Source organism: Bradyrhizobium sp. CW1 (assembly GCF_023100665.1).
GTDB classification, from domain to species: Bacteria; Pseudomonadota; Alphaproteobacteria; order Rhizobiales; family Xanthobacteraceae; genus Bradyrhizobium; species Bradyrhizobium canariense_D.
Genome location: NZ_CP064684.1, coordinates 7,667,249 through 7,692,960 on the forward strand (window position 1 = coordinate 7,667,249; position 25,712 = coordinate 7,692,960).

At 65.5% G+C, this 25,712-nt stretch carries 21 protein-coding genes; 10 read left to right on the forward strand and 11 right to left on the reverse strand.

Annotated elements, in window-relative coordinates:
* Positions 1-293 precede the first annotated feature (293 nt).
* Both IVB54_RS36705 and IVB54_RS36710 read left to right on the forward strand, forming a co-directional pair.
* Positions 294-1,211, forward strand: a complete 918-nt coding sequence (locus tag IVB54_RS36705; RefSeq protein ID WP_018460022.1) for a sulfite exporter TauE/SafE family protein — start codon at positions 294-296, stop codon at positions 1,209-1,211.
* Complete coding sequence (locus tag IVB54_RS36710; RefSeq protein ID WP_018460023.1) at positions 1,208-1,978, forward strand: TIGR02186 family protein; 771 nt, start codon at positions 1,208-1,210, stop codon at positions 1,976-1,978. The genes IVB54_RS36705 and IVB54_RS36710 overlap by 4 nt, the downstream gene beginning before the upstream one ends.
* A gap of 144 nt (positions 1,979-2,122) precedes the next feature.
* Here IVB54_RS36710 and IVB54_RS36715 read toward each other — a convergent pair whose 3' ends face one another.
* Together IVB54_RS36715 and IVB54_RS36720 are read right to left on the reverse strand one after the other, a co-directional pair.
* The gene (locus tag IVB54_RS36715; protein WP_247364184.1) at positions 2,123-2,899 is read right to left on the reverse strand and encodes an MBL fold metallo-hydrolase; all 777 of its coding nucleotides are present in this window, start codon (positions 2,897-2,899) and stop codon (positions 2,123-2,125) included.
* A 12-nt stretch (positions 2,900-2,911) separates the two neighbouring features.
* Entirely contained in the window at positions 2,912-3,823 is a 912-nt protein-coding gene (locus IVB54_RS36720) for a DMT family transporter (protein ID WP_018460025.1), read from the reverse strand.
* Between the two features lie 98 nt (positions 3,824-3,921).
* Between IVB54_RS36720 and IVB54_RS36725 the strand changes: the two genes are divergently transcribed.
* Positions 3,922-4,785 (forward strand): LysR family transcriptional regulator, encoded by an 864-nt coding sequence (locus IVB54_RS36725; protein WP_026233925.1) that lies wholly within the window; start codon positions 3,922-3,924, stop codon positions 4,783-4,785.
* Here the strand turns inward: IVB54_RS36725 and pdeM are convergent.
* The 4 genes from pdeM to IVB54_RS36745 all read right to left on the reverse strand — a co-directional run bounded on the left by pdeM (position 4,782) and on the right by IVB54_RS36745 (position 10,576).
* On the reverse strand, positions 4,782-5,453 hold the full coding sequence (gene pdeM / locus IVB54_RS36730; protein WP_018460027.1) for a ligase-associated DNA damage response endonuclease PdeM: 672 nt from the start codon (positions 5,451-5,453) through the stop codon (positions 4,782-4,784). The genes IVB54_RS36725 and pdeM overlap by 4 nt on opposite strands.
* 53 nt (positions 5,454-5,506) lie before the next feature.
* Positions 5,507-8,083 (reverse strand): ligase-associated DNA damage response DEXH box helicase, encoded by a 2,577-nt coding sequence (locus IVB54_RS36735; protein WP_018460028.1) that lies wholly within the window; start codon positions 8,081-8,083, stop codon positions 5,507-5,509.
* Positions 8,084-8,305: 222 nt separating this feature from the next.
* Positions 8,306-9,535: an ABC transporter substrate-binding protein gene (locus tag IVB54_RS36740; protein ID WP_085384950.1), complete on the reverse strand. Its 1,230-nt coding sequence runs from the start codon at positions 9,533-9,535 to the stop codon at positions 8,306-8,308.
* A gap of 114 nt (positions 9,536-9,649) precedes the next feature.
* A complete protein-coding gene (locus tag IVB54_RS36745; RefSeq protein WP_018460030.1) occupies positions 9,650-10,576 on the reverse strand; it encodes a methyltransferase domain-containing protein in 927 nt (308 codons plus the stop codon).
* Between the two features lie 65 nt (positions 10,577-10,641).
* Here IVB54_RS36745 and IVB54_RS36750 point away from each other — a divergent pair, with 65 nt between their 5' ends.
* From IVB54_RS36750 to IVB54_RS36770, 5 genes are all read left to right on the forward strand, one after another.
* Positions 10,642-11,679: a ligase-associated DNA damage response exonuclease gene (locus tag IVB54_RS36750; protein ID WP_018460031.1), complete on the forward strand. Its 1,038-nt coding sequence runs from the start codon at positions 10,642-10,644 to the stop codon at positions 11,677-11,679.
* Entirely contained in the window at positions 11,676-13,334 is a 1,659-nt protein-coding gene (locus tag IVB54_RS36755; protein WP_018460032.1) for an ATP-dependent DNA ligase, read from the forward strand. The genes IVB54_RS36750 and IVB54_RS36755 overlap by 4 nt, the downstream gene beginning before the upstream one ends.
* Before the next feature lie 119 nt (positions 13,335-13,453).
* The gene (locus IVB54_RS36760; protein ID WP_018460033.1) at positions 13,454-13,756 is read left to right on the forward strand and encodes a DUF6460 domain-containing protein; all 303 of its coding nucleotides are present in this window, start codon (positions 13,454-13,456) and stop codon (positions 13,754-13,756) included.
* Between the two features lie 21 nt (positions 13,757-13,777).
* Positions 13,778-14,512, forward strand: a complete 735-nt coding sequence (locus tag IVB54_RS36765) for an MBL fold metallo-hydrolase (RefSeq protein WP_018460034.1) — start codon at positions 13,778-13,780, stop codon at positions 14,510-14,512.
* 1 nt (position 14,513) lies between these two features.
* On the forward strand, positions 14,514-15,839 hold the full coding sequence (locus tag IVB54_RS36770; RefSeq protein WP_247776976.1) for an MATE family efflux transporter: 1,326 nt from the start codon (positions 14,514-14,516) through the stop codon (positions 15,837-15,839).
* Positions 15,840-15,971: 132 nt separating this feature from the next.
* Here the strand turns inward: IVB54_RS36770 and IVB54_RS36775 are convergent, their stop codons facing one another.
* Together IVB54_RS36775 and IVB54_RS36780 are read right to left on the reverse strand one after the other, a co-directional pair.
* Positions 15,972-17,069: a quinone-dependent dihydroorotate dehydrogenase gene (locus IVB54_RS36775; protein WP_018460036.1), complete on the reverse strand. Its 1,098-nt coding sequence runs from the start codon at positions 17,067-17,069 to the stop codon at positions 15,972-15,974.
* A complete protein-coding gene (locus IVB54_RS36780; protein WP_018460037.1) occupies positions 17,066-17,410 on the reverse strand; it encodes a DUF952 domain-containing protein in 345 nt (114 codons plus the stop codon). Before IVB54_RS36780 ends, IVB54_RS36775 begins: the two co-directional genes overlap by 4 nt.
* Positions 17,411-17,614: 204 nt before the next feature.
* On the opposite strand from IVB54_RS36780, the gene IVB54_RS36785 reads away from it, so the two are divergent.
* Positions 17,615-18,268 (forward strand): helix-turn-helix transcriptional regulator, encoded by a 654-nt coding sequence (locus tag IVB54_RS36785; RefSeq protein WP_018460038.1) that lies wholly within the window; start codon positions 17,615-17,617, stop codon positions 18,266-18,268.
* A gap of 170 nt (positions 18,269-18,438) precedes the next feature.
* On the opposite strand, the gene IVB54_RS36790 is transcribed toward IVB54_RS36785, so the two are convergent.
* From IVB54_RS36790 to IVB54_RS36800, 3 genes are all read right to left on the reverse strand, one after another.
* Positions 18,439-20,082, reverse strand: a complete 1,644-nt coding sequence (locus IVB54_RS36790) for a lysine--tRNA ligase (protein WP_018460039.1) — start codon at positions 20,080-20,082, stop codon at positions 18,439-18,441.
* Positions 20,083-20,376: 294 nt separating this feature from the next.
* On the reverse strand, positions 20,377-22,854 hold the full coding sequence (gene hrpB / locus IVB54_RS36795; protein ID WP_026233929.1) for an ATP-dependent helicase HrpB: 2,478 nt from the start codon (positions 22,852-22,854) through the stop codon (positions 20,377-20,379).
* Positions 22,855-23,001: 147 nt separating this feature from the next.
* Positions 23,002-24,318, reverse strand: a complete 1,317-nt coding sequence (locus tag IVB54_RS36800; RefSeq protein WP_018460041.1) for a UDP-glucose/GDP-mannose dehydrogenase family protein — start codon at positions 24,316-24,318, stop codon at positions 23,002-23,004.
* Between the two features lie 193 nt (positions 24,319-24,511).
* Here IVB54_RS36800 and IVB54_RS36805 point away from each other — a divergent pair, with 193 nt between their 5' ends.
* Positions 24,512-25,579, forward strand: coding sequence for an acyltransferase family protein (locus IVB54_RS36805; protein WP_026233930.1), 1,068 nt, complete (start codon positions 24,512-24,514; stop codon positions 25,577-25,579).
* The last annotated feature ends 133 nt before the right edge of the window (positions 25,580-25,712 follow it).

Genomic DNA, 25,712 nt, shown 5'->3' on the forward strand with positions numbered 1-25,712 from the left:
TGTCGTCGCCCGGCTTGACCGGGCGACCCAGTATTCCAGAGGCGTCGGTTGGATACGGAGAAGCTGCGCCATAGTGGATGCCCCGGTCAAGCCGGGGCATGACGGCGGAGAAGGTGGCGGAATGCTCGGTTCGCTGCGAGCCGTGATCTGATCTCTCTTAGCCCATTCACCACGCCTGAAATTCCTGGTCCCGCCGGCCACCGAATTCCGCTATTGAAGGGCGCGGCAATCGTTCTGCCCTCCTGCGAGCATTCCGCGCAATCGATCCGTCTCGCGGGAAGCGTGGTCTCTCGATGCAGCTCTATCTCCCGATCGCCGATCTTCCGGTCAATGTCTTCCTCGTGCTAGCGATGGGCGCGGCGGTCGGCTTCGTCTCCGGCATGTTCGGGATCGGCGGCGGCTTCCTGATGACGCCGCTTCTGATCTTCATCGGCATCACGCCGGCGGTCGCGGTCGCCTCCGTCGCGAGCCACATCGCCGCCTCGTCCTTTTCCGGCGCGCTCGCCTATTGGCGGCGACGCGCGATCGACCCGGCGCTGGCAAGCGTGCTGTTATGCGGCGGCGTGACCGGGACGGCGCTGGGCGTGTGGACCTTCACGCAGCTGCGTGCGCTCGGCCAGCTCGATCTGATGATCGCACTGTCCTACGTCGTGCTGCTCACCACCGTCGGCAGCCTGATGTTCTCCGAAGGCCTGCGCGCCCTAATGCGGACCCGGCGCGGCGCGGTGCCGCCACGACGCACCCACAACTGGATCCATGGCCTGCCGCTGAAGATGCGGTTCAAGCGTTCCAAGATATACCTCTCGGTCATTCCGGTCGTGATCATCGGCGTCCTGATCGGCTTCATCGGCGCCATCATGGGCATCGGCGGCGGCTTCATCCTGGTGCCGATCATGATCTATCTGCTGCGGGTGCCGACCTCGACGGTGATCGGCACCTCGATGGTCCTGACGCTGGTCACGATGCTGTTTGCGACCCTGCTGCATGCGGTGACCAATCACCTCGTCGACGCGGTGCTGGCGCTGATCCTGATGGTCGGCGGTGTCACCGGCGCGCAGTTCGGCGCACGCGCCGGTCAGAAGATCCGCGGCGAGCAGCTGCGGCTGCTGCTCGGCCTCTTGATCCTCTCGGTCGGCGTTCGCTTCGCCATCGAGCTGGTGATCCGGCCCGAAGACCTCTTCACCATCCGCGAGCTGGGGGTGAACGGATGATGCGCACAGCTCTCGCGGTCCTGCTCGTTCTGCTGCTCGGCTCCGTCGCACGCGCCGAGCGGCTGATCGTGTCGGTCTCCAACCATCGCGTCACGGTGACGCCGAATTATTCCGGCGAGGAGCTGGTGCTGTTCGGCTCGGTCGAGAAGGACGCCTCCACGCCCGCCGATCGCAAGAGCTACGATCTCGTCGTCACCGTGATGGGCCCGCGCGCCGAGATGGTGACGCGGCGCAAGGAGCGCACCTTCGGGATCTGGATCAACACCGACTACCGCCAGTTCCTGGAGGTGCCGAGCTATCTCGCGCTATTTGCCAACCGCTCCTTCGATGTCATCACCTCGCCCGAGATCGCGCGGCGTCAGCAGATCGGGCTTAACAACGTGCTGCTGACCCAGCGTGTCAGCGGCGACTATGCCGATGTGGTGCCTAACGACGTGTTCCGCTCCGCCTTCATCCGCCTGCGCACCCAGCGCGGTCTCTACCGCGAGGATCCGAGCGCGGTGACATTCCTGACGCCGACGCTGTTCCGCACCGGCATTCCGCTGCCGGCGGAGGTGCCGATCGGCACTTACGAGGTGGAGATCAAGCTGTTTGCCGACGGCGCGTTCATCGGCAAGACCGAGACCGCGTTCGAGATCGTCAAGGTCGGCTTCGAGCAGTTCGTCGCCACCACCGCGCGGCAGAACGGCCTGATCTACGGCCTCGTCACCGCCGCGATGGCGCTGATGACGGGATGGATGGCTTCGATCGTGTTTCGCAAGGATTGAGGAGACTACGCTCTCTCCTCTCGTCGTCGCCCGGCTCGACCGGGCGACCCAGTATTCCAGAGGCCTGCGTTAGGCGACTCGCTCTCACAATTACCGCCGCGGCGTACTGGATGCCCCGGTCAAGCCGGGGCATGACAGTCGGGGCTACGGCGCCTGCACCACCGTCGGCACGCCGGGCTCGAGCAATCGCAGCCGCGTCCCGAAGCCGAGCACGTCGAAGGTCTTGCGTAGATCCTCGCTGTTCTGGCGGAAATGCGCCCAACCCTCCGTATGAACCGGCACGATCATCGCATCGGGGAAGGCGCGCGCGGTCTCGATGGTGTCGTTGGTGTCCATGGTCAGATGGAACGGCCCGCGCGTTTGCGCGGCGCCGGCGAAAGGCATCACCACGCCGCATTTGAAACGGCGCGCGACCTCGGCGACGCCGTCGAACCAGGTGGTGTCGCCGCTGATGTAGACCGATGTGGTGTCGGTCCGGCTCGACGACACCACGAAGCCGATGACGTCGCCTGACAGCGGCTCGATGCCGGCCGGCCCGTGACGCGCCGGGGTCGCAGTAATCGTCAGCGAGTTGCCGTCACGATCTTTCAGATGCGCCGTGCCCCACGGCGCCAAACCTTCGACATGCCCGCCGAGGCGCTGCGCGCCGGCCTCGGTGGTCAGCACGCGCTTCACATGTTTGAGAAAGTCGCGGCCGGAATTGTGGAGATTGTCCGAATGCTGGTCGTGGCTGAGCAGCACGGCATCGATCGGGCCGATCGCATCGGCCTTGAGCGCAGGGCCGATCGTCTTCTCCAGCTTCACATGCGGCAGCTGATAGGCGGTGTGCGCGTCATCGAAGGTCGGATCGGTGAGCAAACGGAAGCCATCGATCTCGATCAGCGCAGTGGGACCGCCGATCAGGGTGATGGAAATGGGCATGATGGACGCCTCTTACGAGACGGATTTGGCGGGCCGCGTCACCAGGTAGATGCCGAGTGCGACCGGGATGATTCCGAGCAGATCGCGCGCCTCGACATGTTCGCCGAGCACGAGATACGCAAACAGCATGCCGAGCGGCGGCATCAGGAAATGATAGGCACTGGCAGCCGTCGCGCCACACACTTTCAAGAAATGAAACCAGAGCCAGTACGCCAGGATCGAGCCGCCGAGCACGAGGAAGGCGAAGGCGCCGATCAGGCCCGGCGTGAAGTCGATGGCATGAACGTCGGCGAAGGTGAGCGCCACCGGCGTCAGCACGATGCCGGCGGCAAGATTCTGCACGCCATTGCCGACCCACAGCGAGCCCTTCGGCGCGAGCAGCTTGAACAAAATGGTGCCGGCAACGAGAGAGGCGAGCGAGGCCAGCGTGAACACGATGCCGTGCAGCGAGTCGGTGCCGACCGCCAGGCGGTGCCAGACGATCAAGGTCACGCCGATGATTCCGAGCAGGAGGCCGCTCGCCTTGCGCCAGGTCATGCCTTCGCCGAGCAGAAGCGCGGCGAGGCCCGCCGTGAACACCGGATTGGCCGACACGATCAGGCCGCCGAGGCCGGCGGAGACCGATTGCAGTCCGGTGTAGCCGAGGCCGAGATAGAGCGCGTTGTTGGCGACGCCGAGCACGGCGAAGATCGCGGCATCGCGCCAGGACAGCGACCAGTCGTCGCCGCGGACCAGCGTGGCACCGAGGATCAAGATGCCGGCGAGCGAGAAGCGCGCGGCGAGCAGGATCAGCGGCGGGCAATGGGTCACGCCGATCTTGCCGGCGACGAAGGCGTAGCTCCAGAGCAGGCAGAACAGGCCGATGGCCAGCGGCAGCGTGTTGAAGCGGCTGCGCGGAACGGCAAGCGAAGGGGCGAGCGACATGAGGGGCATTCTCCTGAGCCCTCGATCTAGGGAGCCGGCTTGTCATTTGGAAATTAAATGATTAACTTCAGCCAGTGGATTTTCGAATGGAGGCAGCCATGCTCGATCTGGAGCTCCTGCGCAGCTTCGTGTCGGTGGTCGATGCCGGCGGCTTCACCCGCGCCGGCGAGCGCGTCCATCGCACCCAATCGACCGTCAGCCAGCAGATCAAGCGGCTGGAGGAGGATGTCGGCCAGGTCCTGCTGCATCGCGACGGCAAGGACGTGCGCCCCACCGAAGCCGGCGAGCGGCTGCTGTCCTATGCGCGGCGGTTGTTGTCGCTTGCGGAAGAGGCGCGCGACGTGCTGCGCCAGCCCGACGGCGAAGGCGCAATCCGGCTCGGCATCCCCGAGGACTTTGCGGCGTATCGGCTGGCGAAACTGCTCGGCGCGTTCTCGCGCTCGCATCCGGGCCTGCGGCTCGATGTGCGCGCCGACCAGAGCAAGAATCTCGCCCGCGACCTCGATCGCGGCGAGCTCGATCTGGCGCTGTTCAAGCGCGCGGCCGGTGAGAAAGGCGCGATTGCGGTGTGGCCGGAGCAGGTGCACTGGGTGACCAGCAAGAGCCATCCGATCCACGCCGATGTCGCCTCCGTGCCGCTGATCGGCTTTCCGCTCGGCTGCCTCTACCGCGCCGGCGCCATCCATGCGCTGGAAAGCGCGGGCCGCATTTGGCACATGTCCTATACGTCATCGAGCCTGGCCGGCATCCAGGCCGCGGTCGCGGCCGGCATGGGCTTGAGCATCCTGTCGGAGATGGCGATCCAGTCCGACCACCGCGTGCTGAGCGCGAAGGACGGCTTTGCGCCGATCAACCGGACCGAAGTGGCGCTGATGGCCGCGCCGGGCGCAAGTCCCGCGACGTTGCGGCTGGCAGATCGGCTGGCGGAGTTCTGCGACGACGTGCAGGCGAAAGCGGCTTAGCTGCACCGTGACGCGGCGATCGCGTGGACGCGGCGGTCGCCGAGCAGGTGCGCGACAAAACCGTTCATTGGAAAGATCTTTGCAAACGCCACATCGCGGATGCTGAGGCCGCCGGCGTAGGCGCCGAAGGCGGGCATCACGGCACGCTCGCCGTCACAGGCGAAACAGCGGCGCTCCATCGAGCGGCCGCGCGCGGAGACACGCGCCTTGGGATGAAGATGGCCGGCGATCTCGCCGCTCGCGCCCGTCGGCTCGTGGCGGAAGGTGATCGGACCGATCGCAACTTCGTCGGCGACGGTGCCGCCGAGATCACGCGGCAGCGCCGGATCGTGATTGCCTGAGATCCAGATCCAGTCGCGGCCAGCCTGCAAGGCGGCGACCGCGTCGCGATCCTCCGCCGACAGCCGTCCATGCGCCGTGCGATCGTGAAAACTGTCGCCGAGCGCGATGACGATTCGGGGATCATGGCGCGAGATGACAGCAGCGAGACGACTGAGCGTCGCGATGGTGTCGTAAGGCGGCAGCAGCACGCCGCGCATGGCGAAGCTGGAACCTTTTTCCAGATGCAGGTCGGAGACGACGAGCAGGCGCTGCTCTTCCCAGAATAGCGCGCCGGAGAGATCGGCCGCGAAGGTCACGCTGCTGATGCTGACATTCGAAACGCGCATGTCCTCGATATCCCCTGAAACCAGCGCGCCTGCCCCCACGTCAAAACCTGCTGTTATCCCATCGCCTCTTTGACGAGCTCGTCGGCGGCCTCCGCCAGGAGCTCGTCTCCAGCTTCGCCATAGACTGACTCGCGGCCGATTTCCAGCATCACGGGGACGGCGAGCGGGGAGACGTGGTCGAGTTCCCGATGCGTGATGCGGCCCCGGATGCGGGTGAGCATGTCGCTGAGGCGTCGCAGATCGAGCAGGCCAGTGGCGGCATCGGCACGGGCGGCGCGCAACAGCACGTGATCGGCCTGGTGCTTGCGCAGGACGTCGTAAACGAGATCGGTCGAGAACAGCACCTGACGGCGGCTCTTCTCCTCACCGGTGTGCCGCCGCGCAATCAGGCCGGAGATGATCGCGCAATTGCGGAACGTGCGCTTCATCAGCGCGGATTCGGCAAGCCACGCTTCGAGGTCGTCGCCGAGCATGTCGGGATCGAACAGCGCGTCGAGGTCGATCCTGCCGTCCCGGATCATGGAGGACATGTCGCCGAGCGCCCAGACCGCGATCGCATATTCATTGGCGACGAAACCGAGCGGCCGGGCGCGGGCGCGCTCCAGCCGGCGCGTCAAGAGCATGCCGAGCGTCTGATGCGCGAGACGGCCTTCGAAGGGATAGCAGACGACGTAATGCTTGTTGGCGCGGGGAAAACTCTCGACCAGCAGCTCGCGCACCGCCGGCACGCGCGAGACGTCCTTTTGCAGCGACAGCCAGTCGCGCACCTGCTCCGGCAAGGCGCCCCACGCGCGCCCGTCATCGAGCAGGCGGCGAACCCGTTCGGCAAGATAGGTCGAGAGCGGAAACTTGCCGCCCATATAGGACGGCACCTTCGGGTCCTTGTCGTTGGCGCGCGAGACATAGACCTGGTCTTCGACCAGGGTTTCGTAGCGCACCACCTCTCCTGAGAACACGAAGGTGTCGCCCGGGCTGAGACCCTCGATGAAGGCTTCCTCGATCTCGCCGAGCAGCCTGCCGCCGCGCGCGATCACGCCGGTCGACCCGCCTGCTTTTCCTTGACCTCCGCCGCGCGAGCGCACCAGCCGCACCTTGAGCATGTCGTCCTCGACGATGGTGCCGACATTCATCCGGTAGCTCTGCCGCACCCTGGGATTGGCGACGCGCCAGCGTCCCTCCTTGTCCTGCTTGATCCGCGCGAAACGCTCATAGGTCTTCAGCGCGTAGCCGCCGGAGGCGACGAAATCGACCACGTCGTCGAAGTCCTGCCGCGTGAGATCGGCGTAGGGCGCGGCGGTGCGGACCTCACCGTAAAGCTCGTCGGAGAAAAACGGCTCGCCGCAGGCGCAGCCGAGCACGTGCTGGGCCAGCACATCGAGCGCACCCAGGCGCAGCGGCGGCGTGTCCTGCGCATTCTCCGCGATGGCGTCGATCGCGACGCGGCACTCCAGCACCTCGAATCGGTTCGCGGGCACCAGCACCGCGCGCGAGGCTTCGTCGAGCCGGTGGTTGGCGCGGCCGATGCGCTGCATCAGGCGCGAGGAGCCCTTGGGCGCGCCGATATTGACGACGAGATCGACGTCGCCCCAGTCGACGCCGAGATCGAGCGAGGAGGTACAGACCACGCCGCGCAGTTTGCCCGCCGACATCGCGTCTTCGACCTTGCGGCGCTGGGCGACGTCGAGCGAGCCGTGATGCAGCGCGATGGCAAGATTGTCGTCGTTCATGCTCCAGAGATTCTGGAACAGCATCTCGGCCTGGCTGCGGGTGTTGACGAAAACCAGCGTGGTCTTGTTCGCCTTGATCAGCTCGTAGATCTCGGGAAGTGCGTGGCGCGCACTGTGGCCGGCCCAGGGCAGGCGTTCGCGCGTGTCCATCATCTCGACCAGCGGCGGTGCGGCGCCGCCGGCAAGGACGATGTCGGCCGCCGCTTCCTTGCCGCCGGGCTGCGGCACCAGGAAGCGCGCCAGCGATTCAGGCTCGGCCACGGTCGCCGACAGGCCAATCGCCCGCATCTGCGGCGCCAACCGCCACAGCCGCGCGAGTCCAAGCGACAGCAGATCGCCGCGCTTGGACGTCACCAGCGCGTGCAGCTCGTCGAGCACGATGCGCTTCAAGGAGGAAAACAGGAACGGCGCGTCGTCGGAGGACAGCAGCAGCGCAAGCTGCTCCGGCGTCGTCAGCAAAATGTCCGGCGGATAGCGCCGTTGCCGCTGCCGCCGCGACGTCGGCGTGTCGCCGGTACGGGTCTCGATCTTGATCGGCAGCGCCATCTCGGCGACGGGGCGCTCGAGGTTGCGCGCGATATCGACCGCGAGCGCCTTGAGCGGCGAGATGTAGAGCGTGTGCAGGCCGCCGGTGCGTTGCAGACTGCGGCCGGTGGAGATCACCGATTTCGCCGAAGCTTTGGGCGCGGAGCTCAGCTCGACCAGCGTCGGCAAGAATCCCGCCAGCGTCTTGCCGGCGCCGGTGGGCGCGATCAGCAATGCGGATCGGTCCTCGCGCGCCTTCTCCAGCAGCGCCAATTGATGCGCGCGCGGCGACCAGCCGCGGGCCGCGAACCACGCCTTGAAGCGGTCGGGCAGCAGCGCGGCAGGTTCGACCGGGATTTTGCGGATGCGGGGCGGCACGGCATCACAGGTAAGCCGTGGGGACGGGTTCGTCGAGGGGGTGAACGACGAGGGCGATACTGCCGTTCCCTCTCCCCTTGTGGGAGAGGGTGGATCGCCGCGAAGCGGCGAGACGCGTGAGGGGTATCTCTCCGCGAAAGAGCATCGTTCGAGTACGCGGAGAAAGCCCCCTCATCCGGCGCTTCGCGCCATCTTCTCCCACAAGGGGAGAAGAAAGCGCCCCTACTCCGACATCGGCTTGTCGGAGATGTCCCAGTCCTTGCCGGTGAAGGTGGAGATGAAGAGCGTCTTCATCGGCGTGTAATCGTCAGGCGTGTAGTCGTAAGTGACGCCGTCGAGGAAATAAGGCGAGTGGAAGCCTTTGAGGTTGGAAGCCTGCTTCAGCACGTTGGCGCGGGTGAGCTCGTCGCCGCAGCGGCGCAGGATCTCGCCCATGGTGACGGCCTGGCCGTAGCCGGCGAAGGCGATGGTGTTGTCTTGATCGATCGCCGGCGTGTACTTCTTGCGCAGCTCCTCGAACGCCATGACGTCGGGGTCCTTCTCCCATTTGGGCAGGCCGACTTCCTTGTTGTAGCGGATGGCGACGATGCCGGCGGCGTTCTCGAGGCCCGCGGCATTGAGGATGGAGCGGCCGGTCGAGCCGGCCGACAGCAGCTGCAGCGGCTTCCAGCCGAGCTCGGCTACTTTCCGGATCGACTGCGACGAGGCCTTGCCGGTGGAGATGTTGTAGAAGACGTCCGCACCCGACTTCGAGAGGTTGATGAGCTGGGAATCGACCGTCGGATCGGTCAGATCGTAGGTCTGCTCCATGATCACCTTGGCGGTGCCGCCGGCGTCTTCCAGAACCTTCTTGAAGGGGCCGAGGAAGTCGCGGCCGAAATCGTCGTTCTGGTACAGGATGCCGACCTTCGCGTTCGGCTTCACGCTGACGACGTGCCGCGCCAGGATCCGCGCCTCGGTCGGATAGAGCGGCAAGCCAGCCATCGTCCATTTGAACTCTTTCGGGTTATTCCACTTCGACGCGCCGGTGTTGAGCAGCAACTGCGGCACGCCCTTCGAGTTGAGGTATTTGTGCACGGCGGTCTGCGGCGCGGTGCCGAGCGAGCCGTAGAGCGCGAGCACCTCCTCCTGCTCGACCAGGCGCCGCGTCGCCTCGACGCATTTCGGCGCGCTGTAGGCATCATCCATGGTGAGGAATTTGACCTTGCGTCCGTTGATGCCGCCCTTTTCGTTCAGCATCTGGAAATAGGCCTCGCCGACGCGCCCGAGCACGCCGTAGAGCGAGCCGGGGCCGGAATGCGGCACGGTCTGCCCGATCTTGATCTCGGTGTCGCTGGCGCCGGAATCGTATTTCTTCTCCGCGGCCCAGACATAGGGCGCGGGCAAGGTGGAGGCCGCGATGGTCGCGAGCGCGGCGGCGCTGAAATCGCGCCGCGATGGATTCCTGGTCATTGTTTGTTTCTCCCTGGTGCGCGCATTGTGCTGGCATCGCCGCACGGCTCGCAAGTGGGAAGTCGCGGCTTTGCGACGCAATGACGCTTAAAGCGCCGCTTATAGCGCCTAAACTCAAGTTTTCTCGGCGACCACGACGAGGCCGCCCACCGGTTCGTTGTTCTCGGTGCGTGGCGAGGCCTGCTCCAATGTGAGGAGCTTGAGGCCGGCCTTCGCCATCGCATCGCGCACATATTCCGCCGAATGGGCATAGCGCAGGCCTTCGCCGAGAACGATGCCGCTGCCGTCATGGGTCTCCAGCGTGAACGCAAGCACGCCGCCGGGCGCGAGCACGCGCCTGGCTTCGCCGAGCACCGGTGCGAGATCGGGGAGATAGACGAACGCATCGGCAGCGACGACGAGGTTTGCGCTCGCCTCGCTCCTGCTGCGCAGGCCTTCGATCATGTCGGCGACTTCGAGCTCGGCATAGAGGCCGGTGGCTCGCGCCTCCTTGACCATGCCGGGCGACAGATCGATGCCGATGAACTGGTCGACCTGTTTGGCGAAGGCGGCGGCCGCGAGCCCCGTACCGCAGCCGAGATCGATGGCGCGCTTGAACAGGGCGGGCTTCTTCGCGGCGACGCGGGCAGCCACCACCGCCTTGAAGATCAGCGACGGCGCGCGATAGCCGAGATCGTTGATCAGCACGTGCTCGAAGCGCGGGGCGTATTGATCGAACAAGGCCTGCACATAGGCCTTGGGCATCTCGGACAATTGCGCATCGCCGAGGCGTATCAGATGCAGATGAGCGCCATGCTGATCGCTCGGGTCGGACTCGCGCGATTTGCGAAAGGCCGCAATGGCCTTGTCGCGCTCGCCGAGTTGCGCGCGGATTTCGCCGAGCGTGAACCAGGCCGAGGTGAAATTCGGCGCAATCTCGATGGTCTGCTCCAGCAGGTCGGCGGCGGCCGCCAGATCGCCCTTGAGCTGGAGGTCGCGCGCGAACTCGAAGCGGCGGTCGGCCATGAGATCGCCGGAGGTCAGGAACAAGCGCAGGGGCATTGTGGGAACCAGGGAACGAAGCGGTGATGACTCGAAGATGCGGGGTCGCGACCTATATAACAGGCATGCGTCCGCAAGACATCCTGCTGCCAGTTGCCGCCGGCCTATGCTGTAAGCCGGGCGGCTTCCATATCGACCCCGTCCGGCCGGTCGAGCGGGCCGTGATCACCCACGGCCATTCCGACCATGCCCGCGCCGGCCACGGCGCGGTGCTGGCGACGCAGGAAACGCTGGACATGATGCGGCTGCGCTATGGCGAGAATTTTGCCGGCTCCACCCAAGCAATCCACTATGGCGAGGAGATCCGGCTCGGCGACGTCAGCGCGAAGTTTCACCCGGCCGGCCATGTGCTCGGTTCGGCGCAGGTCGCGGTCACCTGCAAGGACACCTGCATCGTCGCCTCCGGCGACTACAAGGATGCGCCCGACCCGACCTGCACGCCGTTCGAGCTCGTACGCTGCGACGTCTTCATCACCGAGGCAACGTTCGGCCTGCCGGTGTTTCGCCATGGCGATGCGGCCGACGAGGTCAAGAAGCTGCTGGCGTCGGTGGCGCTATTTCCGGAGCGCGCGCATCTCGTCGGCGCCTATTCGCTTGGCAAGGCGCAGCGCGTGATCGCTCTGCTGCGCCAAGCGGGTTACGACGCGCCGATCTATCTGCATGGCGCGATGGAGAAGATCACGCATTACTATCAGAGCCGCGGAATCGAGCTCGGCGAGTTGCGGCCGGCGAAGGGCGTCAAGAAGGCGGCGCTCGCCGGCACCATCACGCTGGCGCCGCCCTCTGCAACATCCGATCTCTGGACCCGCCGGTTTCCCGATCCCGTCACGGCATTCGCCTCTGGCTGGATGCGGGTGCGCGCCCGCGCGCGGCAACGCGGCATCGAGCTGCCGCTGGTGATCTCGGATCACGCCGATTGGGACGGCCTCACCGCCACGATCGCCGCGACCGGTGCCGGCGAGATCTGGGTTACCCATGGCCAGGAAGACGCGCTGGTGCATTGGTGCCAAAGCAAGGGTTTGCGGTCGCGGCCGCTCGATCTCGTCGGCTATGGCGACGAGGAGGAGACCGAGACGCCGCTCGCTGACGAGGCCGAAGCATGAACCGCTTCGCCGAACTTCTCGACCGCCTCGCCTACGAACCCGGCCGCAACAACAAGCTGCGGCTGATCACGAGTTATTTTCGCGAGGTCGCCGATCCCGATCGCGGCTACGCGCTGGCCGCGCTGACCGGTGCGCTGAGTTTCAAGCACGCAAAACCTTCTCTGCTGCGCGATCTTATCGCCCAGCGAACTGACCCGGTCTTGTTCGGCCTATCCTGGGACTATGTAGGCGATCTCTCCGAGACAATCGCGCTGATGTGGCCGAAGGCCGTGGGTGTCCACAACAACCCACCTCCCCCAACCCTCACCGAGGTGGTCACCACCCTGCGCACCCTCGGCAAGACCGAGCTGCCGAAGCAGCTCGAGCGCTGGCTCGACGAATTGGATGAGACCGGCCGCTGGGCGCTGTTGAAGCTCGTCACCGGCGCGTTGCGCATCGGCATCTCCGCGCGCCTGGCAAAGACCGCGGCCGCCGCGCTCGGCGACAAGGACCCGCATGAGGTCGAGCTGATCTGGCCCGGTCTCGCGCCGCCTTATCTCGACCTGTTCGCCTGGCTGGAAGGCCGCGGCGACAAGCCAGTCAATCGCGATCCCGCGCCGTTCCGTCCTGTCATGCTGGCGCATGCGATCGAGGACACCGATTTCGCTGCACTCGATCCCGCCGACTACATCGCCGAATGGAAATGGGACGGCATCCGCGTGCAGGCGGTGGCCGGCCGCGACGAGCACGGCCACATCACCGCTCGGCTCTATTCGCGCACCGGCGAGGACATCACCGGGAGCTTTCCGGACCTCGTGCCGTCGCTGCGGCTGCCCGGCGCCATCGACGGCGAGCTTCTGATCCTGCGCGAAGGGCGCGTGCAAAGTTTCAATTTTCTGCAGCAGCGGCTCAACCGCAAGGTCGTGTCTCCGAAGCTGATCAAGGAATTTCCGATTCATCTGCGCGCCTACGATCTGCTCGGCGACGACGAGAACGATTTGCGCGAGCTGCCTTTCGCGGAGCGGCGCGAACGGCTGGAGACCTTCATCGGTAAGCTCGACGATCCCCGCATCGATCTGTCGCCCACCGTCGCCTTCGCAAGCTGGGAGGCGCTGACCGCAGCACGCGCCGATCCCGCCAGCGCTGGTGCGGGCGAGGACGCGGACGCCGTCGAAGGCGTGATGCTGAAGCGGCGCGACGCACCCTATCTGCCGGGGCGGCCGAAGGGACAATGGTGGAAATGGAAGCGCGATCCGCACATCATCGACGCCGTGCTGATGTATGCGCAGCGCGGCCACGGCAAGCGCTCGTCCTACTATTCCGACTACACCTTCGGCGTTTGGACCGCAGGGCCGGGCAGTGACGAACTGGTGCCGGTCGGAAAAGCCTATTTCGGCTTCACGGACGAGGAGCTGCTCCAGATCGACCGCTTCGTGCGTCGCAATACCACCGAAAAATTCGGCCCCGTCCGCCACGTCGTGCACGAGCCAGACAAGGGGCTGGTGCTGGAGGTCGCCTTCGAGGGGCTGCAGCGCTCACCACGGCACAAATCCGGCGTCGCGATGCGCTTTCCCCGCATCAGCCGGCTGCGCTGGGACAAGCCGCCGCGGGAGGCCGACCGGCTGGAAACGCTGGAAAAGATGCTGAAAGCGGAGGCGGCCGAGGTTGAGGCTTAAGAAGCCCCGGGCGTGTGCTTGCCCGAATTAAAATCCCGTAAGCCGATTGACGCCCCCTCACAGGTTCCCCATGTCCCCGCCTTGCCCTATGATAGGTCGAATCCCCTGAGGAGTTTGAGATGGCCCACGACGTCAGAGATTTGCCGGCCGGCCGCAGTGACGGCCTGCACCGCTTTCTCGGCGGCTCGCCGCTGGCGGTCGCGTTTCGCCTGGTGCTGCTCTCGATCCTCGTCGGCGTCGTGCTGGCGGCGATCGGCTTCGACCCCTGGAATATCATCTTAAGCATTCGTCTTCTGTTCCAGCGTTTGTGGGATCTCGGCTTCGATACCGTGAACTGGCTGTGGCGCTACTTCCTGCTCGGCGCTGTCATCGTGATTCCGATCTGGCTGCTGATGCGCGTTTTCGGCGCGCCACGCAGGTAAAGGATTTGGAGCTGGCGGCCGATGCAATTGCGCTTTGTCGGCTGCGGCGACGCCTTCGGATCCGGCGGCAGGCTCAATACCTGCTTCCACGTCTCGGGGCGCGAAGCCAACTTCCTGATCGATTGCGGCGCGTCGGCTTTGCCGGCACTGAAGCGGCTGGAGATCGACCGCAATGAGATCGATCTCATCCTGATCACGCATTTCCACGGCGACCATTTTGCCGGGCTGCCGTTTGTCCTGCTCGACGCACAATTCTCGCGGCGGACGCGGCCGCTCACGATCGCCGGCCCCAAAGGCATCGAGACGCGGCTGCGTGAGGTGATGGAGGCTCTGTTCGAGCACTCCTCGAAGACGAAACAGCGCTTCGAGCTGTCCGTCGTCGAGCTCGCGCCCGAGCAGAGCCAAAGCTTCGGCGCGGTGACGGTGACGCCCTATCCCGTCGTGCACGGCGAATCCGGTGGACCGTTCCTCGCTTATCGCGTCGAAGCCGAGGGTCGCACGCTGGCCTACAGCGCCGATACCGAATGGACGGAGACGCTCATTCCGCTGGCGCATGGCGCCGACCTTTTCATCGCCGAAGCCTATATGTACGAGAAGGTGGTCAAGAATCACCTCAGCCTGACGACCTTGGAACAGCACCTTCCCGAAATCGGCGCAAAACGCCTCGTGCTCACCCATATGAGCGAAGACGTGCTGTCGCGCCTCGACGACATCGCCCATCTCGCCGCCGAAGACGGCATGGTGCTCGTGTTCTGACATGCACGCACCCGTTCACTTGAAGATCGGTTCCCGTCAGGTCTTCGCCATCGCAGGCCCGGCGATGGTCGCCAACCTCACCACGCCACTGATCGGCGTGGTCTCGACCACCGCGATCGGACTGCTGGACGACGCCGCGCTGCTCGGCGGCGTCGCCATCGCGTCCGTCATCTTCGATTGCCTGTTCTGGCTGTTCGGTTTCCTGCGCATGAGCACGCTCGCCTTCACGGCGCAGGCGCTCGGCGCCGGCGAGACGCGCGAGCTGACCGCGATCCTGGTGCGCGGCTTCATCGTCGCCGGCTTGATCGGCGTAGCACTGATCGCGCTGCAACTGCCGCTGGCCACCGTGCTGTTCGACCTGATGGGCGGCAGCGAAGGCGTCACGCGCGCGGCGAAAACCTACTTCGTGATCCGGATCTGGTCGGCGCCGCTGGCGCTCGTCAATTATGTTATCCTGGGCTGGCTGGTCGGCCAGGCTCGCGCCAACCCGGCGCTCGCGCTCCAAATCGTCATCAATCTCGTCAACGCGGCGGCGACGATCCTGCTGGTGCTGGTCTACGACACCGGGATCGCAGGTGCTGCGATCGCAGCGCTGCTGTCTGAAGCGGCCGGATTCGGCCTCGGCATGATCGTCTGCCGCCGCTATGCGGACGGTGGGTTCGCGGTGCCGTACGCAGAGCTGTTCGACCGGGCCAAGCTGATGCGGCTGCTGGCCGTGAATTCCGACATCCTGATCCGTACCGCGGCGCTGATCGCCGTGTTCTTGTTCTTCACCGCCAAGGGCGCGCGGGCCGGCGACGTCACGCTGGCCGCGAATTCCGTGCTCAACAATTTTCTGCTGGTCAGCGCCTTCTTTCTCGATGGTCTAGCGAACGCAGCCCAGCAGCTTTGCGGCCGTACGCTCGGCGCACGCGACGCCAGGGGATTTGCTGATTCGACCCGGCTGGTGCTGCTATGGGGGCTCGGCTTCGCGCTGGTCGTGTCCGCGCTATTCGCGGTATTCGGGCCGAACTTAATCGATTTCATGACGGCGAGCGAAAGCGTCCGTCGCGGCGCGCGGGAATTCCTGCCGTTCGTCGTGCTCGCGCCGATTCCCGGCGTGTTCGCCTTCGGCTTCGACGGCATCTATATCGGCGCGACCTGGGCGCGTGAGATGCGCAATCTGATGCTGGCCTCGCTCGCGATCTTCCTCGCCACATGTTGGGCGCTGCAATCGTTCGGCAATGCCGGGCTGTGGAGCGCGCTGATCGCCTCCTACGTCTCGCGCGGCGGCTTGCAGGCCGCGCGCTATCCGGCGCTGTACAGGAAGACGTTTTCGAGGTCGTAGCTCTCGTGTCCCGGACACGCTGCAGGGTGAAACGCTGCTGCGCGGAGCCGGGACCCAGAATGCCGCGAGCGTGGGCCCCGGTTCAGCAGTGCATCACTAACGTGCTGCGCTGCGCTCGGGGCACGAGACCGCCTACATCCCCGGCCAGTCTTCCGCCGTCAGCGTGGCGGCGTCGGAGCCGACGATCTCGGAGAGAGAATCCCGCCCCGTCCGCAATAGGGTCGAGGCGAGGTCACGCTTGATCTCGTCGACGATGCCGAGGCCCTTGTAGACCAGCGACGAATAGAGCTGGATCAGGCTCGCGCCGGCGCGGATCTTCGTCAGCGCGGCGCCGCCCGAGTCCACCCCCCCGACACCGATCAGGGGGAATGCGCCCTCGACGCGCACATAGGTCTCCGCGACCATCCGCGTCGACAGCCGGAACAGCGGCCGGCCGGACAGGCCGCCCTGCTCCTTGGCGCGCATCTCCTCGCGCAGCGTACTCGGCCGCGCGATCGTGGTGTTCGATACGATCATGCCATCGACCCGGCGCGAGCGCGCGACCTGCACGACGTCGTCGAGCTGGGCGAGGCTCAAATCCGGCGCGATCTTGAGCAGCACCGGCGTGTCGCCGGCGCTCTCGCGCACCCGCTGGCGCGCGTCGATCACCCTGGCGAGGAGATCGTCGAGCAGCGCGCCTTCCTGCAGATTGCGCAGGCCCGGCGTGTTCGGCGAGGAGACGTTGACGGTGAAATAGCTCGCGACCGGCGCAAAGGTCTCGATCAGCTTGACGTAATCATTGACCCGATCGGGCGAATCCTTGTTGGCGCCGACATTGACGCCGACGATGCCGCCGTGCTGCGCGCGCGCCGCAAGCCGGCGCAGGGCTGTCTCCGCACCGTCATTGTTGAAGCCCATGCGGTTGATCACGGCCTCGTCGCGCTCCAGACGAAACAGCCGCGGTCGCGGATTGCCGCTTTGCGGCTTCGGCGTCACCGAGCCGATCTCGACGAAGCCGAAGCCGAGCCGCAGCAGCGCATCCGGCACTTCGGCGCTCTTGTCGAAGCCCGCGGCCATGCCGATCGGATTGGGGAAGTTGAGCCCGAACGCACGCACCGCAAGCTTGGGATCGTCAGCGTGCGGCTTGCCCGGCGGCAGGAAGCGCAGGCCCTGGATCGCGAGGCGATGCGCATCCTCCGGATCGAGCCAACGCAGCACCGGCAGCGAGAGAGCGTCGAAAGCGCGGATCACGGGGCAAGCTCCGGAACATCGTGGCCGCCGTCGGAGCGCGTGTTGAGGTTCATCACAGCCATCACCGCGCCGAGATCGAGCTCGCCATAGAGATGCGGAAACAGCTCCTCATTGCGCGAGCGCTCCCAGCGCAACGCGCTGCCGAGCGCATCGCCGTCGACCTCGACCAGGAACAGCGCGCGCTGCCCGACATAATGCTTCTGCAGGGTCTCGGGAACCTGGGCGGCGGTCGAGAAATGGATGAATCCGTCGCGCGAATCGTCCGCGCTGCCGCGATAAACGCCCTGCCGTTCCGCCTCGCGCCAGGCCGAGGCCGGACAGATTTTGTAGATCTTGACCACCGCTTACGCAGCCCTGTTTGCCCGGGGAGACAGCTCTTTGAGTCTCCTGGGGATTTTCGTCTCTCGTGGGTCGTTAAATCCCGGGCGGGACCGTAAAGGCCACCCCTGCCGAACTCAAGACTTAGACGCCGCCTCTTGCACCGAAAACGGAAAACCGATTGATTTGAGGATAGTTTTCCTGAGTTGCGACGGGCTGGACCTTCCATGGTCAGGCAGGCCAAAGCGCAGAGGATGCTCACCCACGACCAGATCTGGGGCGCGCTGGATCGGCTGGCGGCGCGTGCCGGCCTGTCGCCGTCCGGCCTCGCCAAGCGCGCCGGGCTCGATCCCACCACCTTCAACAAGTCCAAGCGCGTTACCTCCGACGGCCGCGAGCGCTGGCCCTCGACCGAATCGATCGCGAAAGCGCTGGCGGCGGCAGATTCGTCGATCGACATTTTTGCCAGGCTGGTCGGCGACGAGGCAGGCGGCGGCCGTTCGGTGCCGCTGCTCGGCTTCGCACTGGCGGGCGCGAGCGGCGCCTTCGACGAGTCCGGCTTTCCCGTCGGCAAGGGCTGGACCGAATTTGCCCTTCCCGCCTTCGAGGGCAACCATAGCTTCGCGCTGCAGATGTCCGGCGAAGCGCTTGCGCCCGCCTATCGCGACGGCGACATCATCCTGGTCGCGCCCGGCGCGCCGATCCACAAAGGCGATCGCGTGGTGGTGAAGACCAACGCGGGCGAGCTGACGGTGGCGACGCTGAAGCGCCGCACCGCAAAGGCTCTGGATTTGCAGCCGCTCGATGCGACGCAGGCCGAACGCAGGATGGCGGCGAGCGAGGTGGTGTGGATCGCGCGGATCGTGTGGGCAAGCCAGTGAGGCCTCGGTGTCGTCCTGGCGAAAGCCAGGACCCATTACCTCGGGAGAAGTTGTGGCACCAATTGGCCACTCCGAGTCTCCGTAACCACATCCGGCGGTGGCTATGGGTCCTGGCTTTCGCCAGGACGAATCGGGGAGATAGGTCGCGCCACAACTCAGTTCCGTAGCCCTCACGCACTCCGCGCCAGCGCGCCGTCGATCATGTTGACCGCGTTCTGCACGCCATACACCGCGACAAAGGAGCCGAAGCGCGGGCCCTTTTCCTGGCCGAGCAGCACCTGGTAGAGCATGTTGAACCAGTCGAGCGTCACGCCCGGACGGCCGTCCTTGCCCTTCTTGACCTGGTCGAGGAACGGCTCGCGGCGGCCGATCTCGTAGACGACGTTCTGGATGTCCTCGGCCGAGGCGTCCTGCGGAAGCTGCGATAATGCATCCCGCAAATCCTGCAGCGCCGCGCGCTCGGTCTCGGTCGGTTCGCGGAACGTCTTCGTCGGCGCGACGAAGTCGCGATAATAGTTGATGGCATAGCCGACCATCGCGTCGAGCTTGGGATGCGTCTGCGGGCTCACACCGGGTCGGTAGCGACCAATGAAACCCCACAGTGTCTCGGCATTCTCCGCATTCGACGACGACACCAGCGTCAGCAGGAGCTGGAACGTGACGGGCATGTCGAACTTCGGCGGATGGCCATTGTGGACATGCCAGACCGGATTGCCGAGCTGCTGCCTGGCGTCCTGCTTCGCAAAGCCGTCGATGAACTGCTGGTAGTCGTCGACATTGCGCGGGATGACGTCGAAATACAGCCGCTTGGCCGCCTTCGGCTCGCGATACATGAACAGCGACAGCGATTCCGGCGAGGCGTAGCGCAGCCATTCGTCGATGGTCAGCCCATTGCCCTTCGACTTCGAGATCTTCTGGCCCTTGTCATCGAGGAAGAGCTCGTAGTTGAAGCCCTCCGGCGGCGTGGCGCCGAGCGCCCTGGCGATCGCGCCGGAGAGTTTGACCGAGTCGATCAGGTCCTTGCCGGCCATCTCGTAATCGACGCCGAGCGCGACCCAGCGCATCGCCCAATCGGCCTTCCATTGGCACTTGACGTTGCCGCCGGTGACCGGCGTCTCGACTTCCTGGTTGGTATCGGGATCGAGGTAGGTCACCGTGCCGGCCGCAACGTCGCGGCGGATCATCGGCACCTGCAGCACGACACCCGTGGTCTTGCTGATGGGGAGGAACGGCGAATAGGTCGCGCGGCGGTCGGGACCGAGCGTCGGCAGGATGATCGCCATCACCTTGTCGTAGGCCGCGAGCATTTTGAGCAGCGTCGCGTCGAAACGGCCGGACGTGTAATAGTCGGTCGAGCTCGCGAATTCGTAGTCGAAGCCGAAATGATCGAGGAAGGCGCGCAGCCGCGCATTGTTGTGGTGCCCGAACGACGGGTATTCGTTGGAGAACGGATCCGGCACCCGCGTCAGCGGCTTGCCGAGATGCGCGGCCAGCATCTCCTTGTTGGGGACGTTGTCGGGCACTTTCCGAAACCCGTCCATGTCGTCGGAGAACGCGAGCAGGCGGGTCTTGATCTTGTTCTCGGTCAGCACATGAAAAGCGTGCCGCACCATCGAGGTGCGCGCGACCTCGCCGAAGGTGCCGATATGCGGCAGGCCTGATGGCCCGTAGCCGGTCTCGAACAGCACCTCGTCCTTCGGGCTTTTCTTCAGCCGCGCGACAATGGCCTTCGCCTGCTCGAACGGCCAGGCGTTGGACTGTTCGGCGAGCGCACGCAGATCGCTCGGATTCGCGGCAAGATCGATAACAGACATCTAAGGGGCCTCCGGGCCGCGGAAAATAGCGATTTCCGGGCAGAATGCAATTTTGTGAGACCCTCATCCTGAGAGCTTGTGACGCTTTTGCTCGTTCGGAGCGCCTCCGCAGCGCATAAATGATAACTCATTGACGAACTCAGAGCCGCCATTTACCGCGATAAACAGCCCCACTCCGGCGGCAGCTAGAGGTCGGTGCCGTGCTTGGATTAACGAGCGCTCCATAGGAGCGGGTCTCGAAGGATGCCCGTGAAGGGCGGGCCGCGCTCCCCACCATGAGGGTCTTCTTGCGCCTCACGTCCCGCGCGGCTTGACCCGCCGGGTCGGCAGCGCATTCGCCGGATCTTCCGGCCAGGGATGGCGCGGGTAGCGGCCGCGCAAATCGGACCGCACGGCACTGTAGCTGCCGCGCCAGAAACCGGGGAGATCGCGCGTCACCTGCACCGGGCGCTGCGCCGGCGACAGCAGTTCCAGCACCAGCGGCACCTTGCCGGCGGCGATCGAGGGATGGGTGTTGAGGCCGAACAATTCCTGCAGCCGCACCGCGATGGTCGGCCCCTGCTCGGCTTCATAGTCGATCGCGAGCACGCTGCCGGTCGGGGCCTCGAAATGCGTCGGCGCCTCGCGGTCGAGCCGCGCGCGCATCTCCCACGGCAACAAAGCCATCAACGCGTCGGAGAGATCGCCGGCGGAAATATCCTTCAGCGCGATCATGTCGTAGAGCGCCGGCACCAGCCAATCGTCGCGCCGCGCGATCAATCCGTCGTCCGAGAGATCGGGCCAGCTGTCGCCTTCGGCCCTGCGCAAAAACATCACGCGATCGCGCCATTGTTTGGCTACCTTCGACCAGGGCAGCCGGTCGAGTCCGGCGGCGATCAACCCGTCGGCGAAGATGCGCGCAGTGTCCCCCGAGGGCGACACGGCGAGCGTCGCCTCGGAGAGCGTGATCGCGTGCAGCGCGCGCTTGCGCCGCGCCCGCAGCGCCATCGCGCCGCGATCGAACGAGATCTCCTCGACGGATTCGATATGCTCGGCGAAATGCCGCTCGATCTCGTCCTGCGAGATTTGCGCCGCGAGCAGAATGCGCCCGCTCGCCGCCGTGCCGGTCATCTCGCCGACCGCGATATAAGGCGTGCGCGCGAGCGACGAGGTCTGATCCACCGCAGCACCCCGGCCGTTGGCGAGCACGAAGCTGCCATTGCCGCGGTTGCGCGCGACGCGATCCGGGAAGGCGTAGGCGAGCATCAGGCCGGTCGAGAGGTCACCTTCTGCGGTCGCCGCCTTCTCTGACGCCGCCACCTGCGAAGCCCAGCGCCGGGCGAGGTCGCGCGCGCTTGCGGCACGCGGGGAACGGTCGCGGCGGAACTGATCGCGCCGGTGCTCGAGATCGACGCTGTCGCCGCCGAGCCCGCGCTCGGTGATGATGGCCGCGATCTCGGCGGCGGCCTCGCCTTCGCCGGCACGGTGCGAATCCACGATCATGCGCGCGAGCCGCGGCGGCAGCGCCAGCGCGCGCAGGCTCTTGCCCTCCGCGGTGATGCGGCCATCGCCATCGAGCGCGTTGAGCTCGGAGAGCAGGCTTTTTGCTTCCTTCCAGGCCGGCTGCGGCGGCGGGTCGAGAAACGACAGCGCGGCAGGATCGGCGACGCCCCATTGCGCGAGATCGAGCACCAGCGAGGACAGATCGGCGCTGAGGATCTCGGGCTGGGTGTAGGGCGCTAGCGAGGCTGTCTGAGGTTCGTCCCAGAGCCGGTAGCAGACACCGGGCTCGGTGCGGCCGGCGCGGCCGCGGCGCTGGTCCGCCGCCGCGCGGGAGACGCGCACGGTCTCGAGCCGGGTCAAGCCGATGTCGGGCTCGTAGCGCGGCACGCGGGCGAGACCGGAATCGACCACGATGCGCACGCCCTCGATGGTGAGCGAGGTCTCCGCGATCGAGGTCGCCAGCACCACCTTGCGCGTGCCCTTGGGCGCCGGCGAGATGGCACGATCCTGCACGGCGGCGTCGAGCGCGCCAAACAGCGGCACGATTTCAATGCTGGAATCGTGTATGCGTTCGGCGAGGAAATTCTGGGTGCGGCGGATTTCGGCGGCGCCCGGCAGGAACGCCAGCACCGAGCCGGCATCGGCCCGCAGCGCCGAGGCGATCGCATCCGCCATCTGCCGCTCGATCGGCGCGTCAGCCTTGCGGCCGAGATAGCGCGTCTCGACCGGAAAGGCGCGGCCCTCGCTTTCGACGACGGGCGCTTCGCCCAGCAATTTTGCCACGCGGGCGCCATCGAGCGTTGCCGACATCACGAGGATGCGCAAATCCTCGCGCAAGCCCAGCTGCGCGTCGCGCGCCAGCGCCAGGCCCATGTCGGCATCGAGCGAGCGCTCGTGGAATTCGTCGAACAGCACGGCGGCGATGCCCGACAGTTCGGGATCGTCGAGAATCTGGCGGGTGAAGATGCCCTCCGTCACCACCTCGATGCGGGTCGCGCGCGAGATCTTCGAGCCGAAGCGGACGCGATAGCCGACAGTCTCGCCGGCGCGTTCGCCGAGTGATTTGGCCATGCGGTCGGCGCTGGCGCGCGCCGCGATGCGCCGCGGCTCCAGCACGATGATCTTCTTGCCTTTGGCCCAGGGGGCATCGAGCAGCGCCAGTGGCACGCGCGTGGTCTTGCCGGCGCCAGGAGGGGCCACCAGCACGGCGGCATGATGCGCCTCCAGCGTGCGCGAGAGGTCGTCGAGCACGGCATCGATCGGGAGGGGCGTGTCGAAACTGAGGGGCAAGGCCTGTCCATTCGTCACGCCCGAGCAAAAAGCGCGAAGCGCGTCTTCGCACGGAAGTCGCCGGGCATCCACGTCGTCACACTAGAAAACAGACGTGGATGGCCGGGACAAGCCCGGCCATGACGGAATCGTTGCGAGGTCGGATCGCTAGCCCTGCACCGGCGGCCGTCCAACACTCTCATAGACGAAGCCGGCCGCAGCCATCTCCTCGGGGCGGTAGATGTTGCGCAAGTCGACAATGACGGGCTGTGCCATGGTTGCCTTCAGCCGGTCGAGGTCGAGCGCACGGAACTGCACCCATTCGGTGACGATCACGATCGCATCGGCGCCTTCCGCGCAGGAATAGGCGTCTTCGCAATAAGTGATGCTGGGCAGCTCAGTCTTCGCCTGCTCCATGCCGACGGGATCGAAGGCCTTCACCTTCGCGCCCATGTCGATCAGGCCGGTCACCAGCGGGATCGACGGCGCGTCGCGCATGTCGTCGGTGTCGGGCTTGAAGGTGAGCCCGAGCACGGCGATGGTCTTGCCGCGCAGCGAACCGCCGAGCGCCTGGCTCACTTTTCGCGCCATCGCCCGCTTGCGGTTCTCGTTGACCGCGAGCACGGATTCGACGATGCGCAAGCTCACGTCGTAGTCCTGCGCGATCTTGATCAGCGCCTTGGTGTCCTTTGGGAAGCAGGAGCCGCCGAAGCCCGGACCGGCGTGCAGGAACTTGGTGCCGATGCGGTTGTCCAGGCCAATGCCGCGCGCGACCTCCTGCACGTTGGCGCCGACCTTTTCGGAGAGGTCCGCGATCTCGTTGATGAAGGTGATCTTGGTCGCGAGGAAGGCGTTGGCGGCGTATTTGATCATCTCGGCGGTGCGGCGTTCCGTGAACATCAGCGGCGCCTGGTTCAGCGACAGCGGACGATAGATATCGCTCATCACCTTGCGGCCGCGCTCGTCGGAGGTGCCGACGACGATGCGGTCGGGGAATTTGAAGTCGCGGATCGCCGCGCCCTCGCGCAGGAATTCGGGATTCGAGGCGACGACGACGTCGGCTTTGGGATTGGTCTCGCCGATGATGCGCTCGACCTCGTCGCCGGTGCCGACCGGAACGGTCGACTTGGTCACGACGACGGTGAAGCCGGACAGCGACTGCGCGATCTCTTTCGCAGCGGCATAGACGTAGGACAGATCAGCATGGCCGTCGCCGCGGCGCGACGGCGTGCCGACCGCGATGAAGACAGCATCGGCATCCGCAACCGGCTTGGACAAATCGGTGGTGAACTCCAGCCGCTTGGCCTTGACGTTGGTCGCCACCAGCTCGTCGAGCCCAGGCTCGTAGATCGGGATCTCGCCGCGATGAAGGGCCGCGATCTTCTTCTCGTCCTTGTCGACGCAGATGACGTCGTGGCCGAAATCCGCAAAGCAGGCTCCGGACACCAGTCCCACATAGCCCGTGCCGATCATAGCAATGCGCATGAAAAACCCTGTTTGGCTTGGTTAACAAAACCCCAATTCCACGGCGGTTTAGCATTTTCCCGGGGTGAGGGAACAGCCCGCGTGCAAAAAACGGCACAGCAATTGTACCAGTAAAGAAATCGTAAGCCGCAAGGCGGCAAACTGCTCCGCGTTCACACAGATGCTGGCGGAACACGCCTCGAAAAGAGACACCATGGCACCATCAGGCACAATCGCCGCGAGCGGGGGACTCAAGGCCCCGGCTGCTGCGCGCGTCGATTGGGTCGATTACGCCAAGGGCATCTGCATCGTCATGGTCGTGATGATGCATTCGGTGCTGGGGGTCGAGCTTGCCGCCGGCGAGACCGGTTTCATGCATGTTTTGGTGGCCTTCGCGAAGCCATTCCGGATGCCGGATTTCTTCCTGATTTCGGGTCTGTTCCTGTCACTGGTGATCGACCGGGACTGGCGAACCTATCTCGACCGCAAGATGGTGCATTTCGCCTATTTCTATGTCGTCTGGGTGACAATCCAGTTCGGCTTCAAGGCCCCCGCATTCGCAGCGGAAACGAGCTGGCGCGACGCCGGATTGCTATATCTGGAATCCTTCGTCGAGCCGTTCGGCACGCTATGGTTCATCTACCTCCTGCCGATCTTCTTCGTCGTCACAAAACTGACACGGCGCATGCCGCAGCCCGCGATATGGCTCGTCGCGGCCGCGCTGGAGACGGCGCGCATTTCGACCGGCTGGACCGCGATCGACGAGTTCTGCGCGCGCTTCATCTATTTCTATTCGGGCTATCTGTTCGCGCCCTACGTGTTCGCGCTGTCGGACCGCGCGCGCAATCATCCCGCATGGGCGCTGACAGCGCTCGCGACATGGGTGCTGGTCAATGCCGGCCTCGTTGCGCTCGGCGCCAGCGAATGGAAAATCGTATCGCTCGTGCTCGGCTTCGCCGGCGCCTGCGCCATCATCACGATGGGCACGCTGCTCGCGCGCGTGCAATGGCTGAATGTCTTCCGCTTCTGCGGCGAGCATTCGATCGTGATCTATCTCGCCTTCTTCCTGCCGATGGCGGCGACACGGACGCTGCTCTTGCGCACGGGCATCATTCCCGACATCGGTGCGGTGTCGCTGATCGTGACCATCGCCGGCGTGATCGGCTCGCTCGCAATCTGGCAGATCGCACTGCGCCTTGGCGGCAACTTCCTGTTCGAGCGGCCCGATGCGTTCTGGATCGCGCCGAAGAAGACAAGCGCGGTGTTGCAGGCGGCGGAGTGATACTCTGCTGTCATCCCCGCGAAGGCGGGGATCCAGTATTCCAGAGGGCAGCAGTCGTATACGGAGAAGCCGCAGCGTACTGGATTCCCCGCCGTCGCGGGGAATGACAGCGGGGGATGCGGGAAATGACAGT

Coding starts and splice junctions, on each gene's coding strand:
- IVB54_RS36785 (WP_018460038.1), top strand. CDS start 17,615: ATGGTCAGGCAGGCCAAAGCGCAGAGGATGCTCACCCACGACCAGATC.
- IVB54_RS36790 (WP_018460039.1), bottom strand. CDS start 20,082: ATGTCTGTTATCGATCTTGCCGCGAATCCGAGCGATCTGCGTGCGCTC.
- IVB54_RS36770 (WP_247776976.1), top strand. CDS start 14,514: ATGCACGCACCCGTTCACTTGAAGATCGGTTCCCGTCAGGTCTTCGCC.
- IVB54_RS36705 (WP_018460022.1), top strand. CDS start 294: ATGCAGCTCTATCTCCCGATCGCCGATCTTCCGGTCAATGTCTTCCTC.
- IVB54_RS36745 (WP_018460030.1), bottom strand. CDS start 10,576: ATGCCCCTGCGCTTGTTCCTGACCTCCGGCGATCTCATGGCCGACCGC.
- IVB54_RS36760 (WP_018460033.1), top strand. CDS start 13,454: ATGGCCCACGACGTCAGAGATTTGCCGGCCGGCCGCAGTGACGGCCTG.
- IVB54_RS36725 (WP_026233925.1), top strand. CDS start 3,922: ATGCTCGATCTGGAGCTCCTGCGCAGCTTCGTGTCGGTGGTCGATGCC.
- IVB54_RS36750 (WP_018460031.1), top strand. CDS start 10,642: ATGCGTCCGCAAGACATCCTGCTGCCAGTTGCCGCCGGCCTATGCTGT.
- IVB54_RS36765 (WP_018460034.1), top strand. CDS start 13,778: ATGCAATTGCGCTTTGTCGGCTGCGGCGACGCCTTCGGATCCGGCGGC.
- IVB54_RS36715 (WP_247364184.1), bottom strand. CDS start 2,899: ATGCCCATTTCCATCACCCTGATCGGCGGTCCCACTGCGCTGATCGAG.
- IVB54_RS36805 (WP_026233930.1), top strand. CDS start 24,512: ATGGCACCATCAGGCACAATCGCCGCGAGCGGGGGACTCAAGGCCCCG.
- IVB54_RS36800 (WP_018460041.1), bottom strand. CDS start 24,318: ATGCGCATTGCTATGATCGGCACGGGCTATGTGGGACTGGTGTCCGGA.
- IVB54_RS36710 (WP_018460023.1), top strand. CDS start 1,208: ATGATGCGCACAGCTCTCGCGGTCCTGCTCGTTCTGCTGCTCGGCTCC.
- IVB54_RS36755 (WP_018460032.1), top strand. CDS start 11,676: ATGAACCGCTTCGCCGAACTTCTCGACCGCCTCGCCTACGAACCCGGC.
- IVB54_RS36740 (WP_085384950.1), bottom strand. CDS start 9,535: ATGACCAGGAATCCATCGCGGCGCGATTTCAGCGCCGCCGCGCTCGCG.
- pdeM (WP_018460027.1), bottom strand. CDS start 5,453: ATGCGCGTTTCGAATGTCAGCATCAGCAGCGTGACCTTCGCGGCCGAT.
- IVB54_RS36720 (WP_018460025.1), bottom strand. CDS start 3,823: ATGTCGCTCGCCCCTTCGCTTGCCGTTCCGCGCAGCCGCTTCAACACG.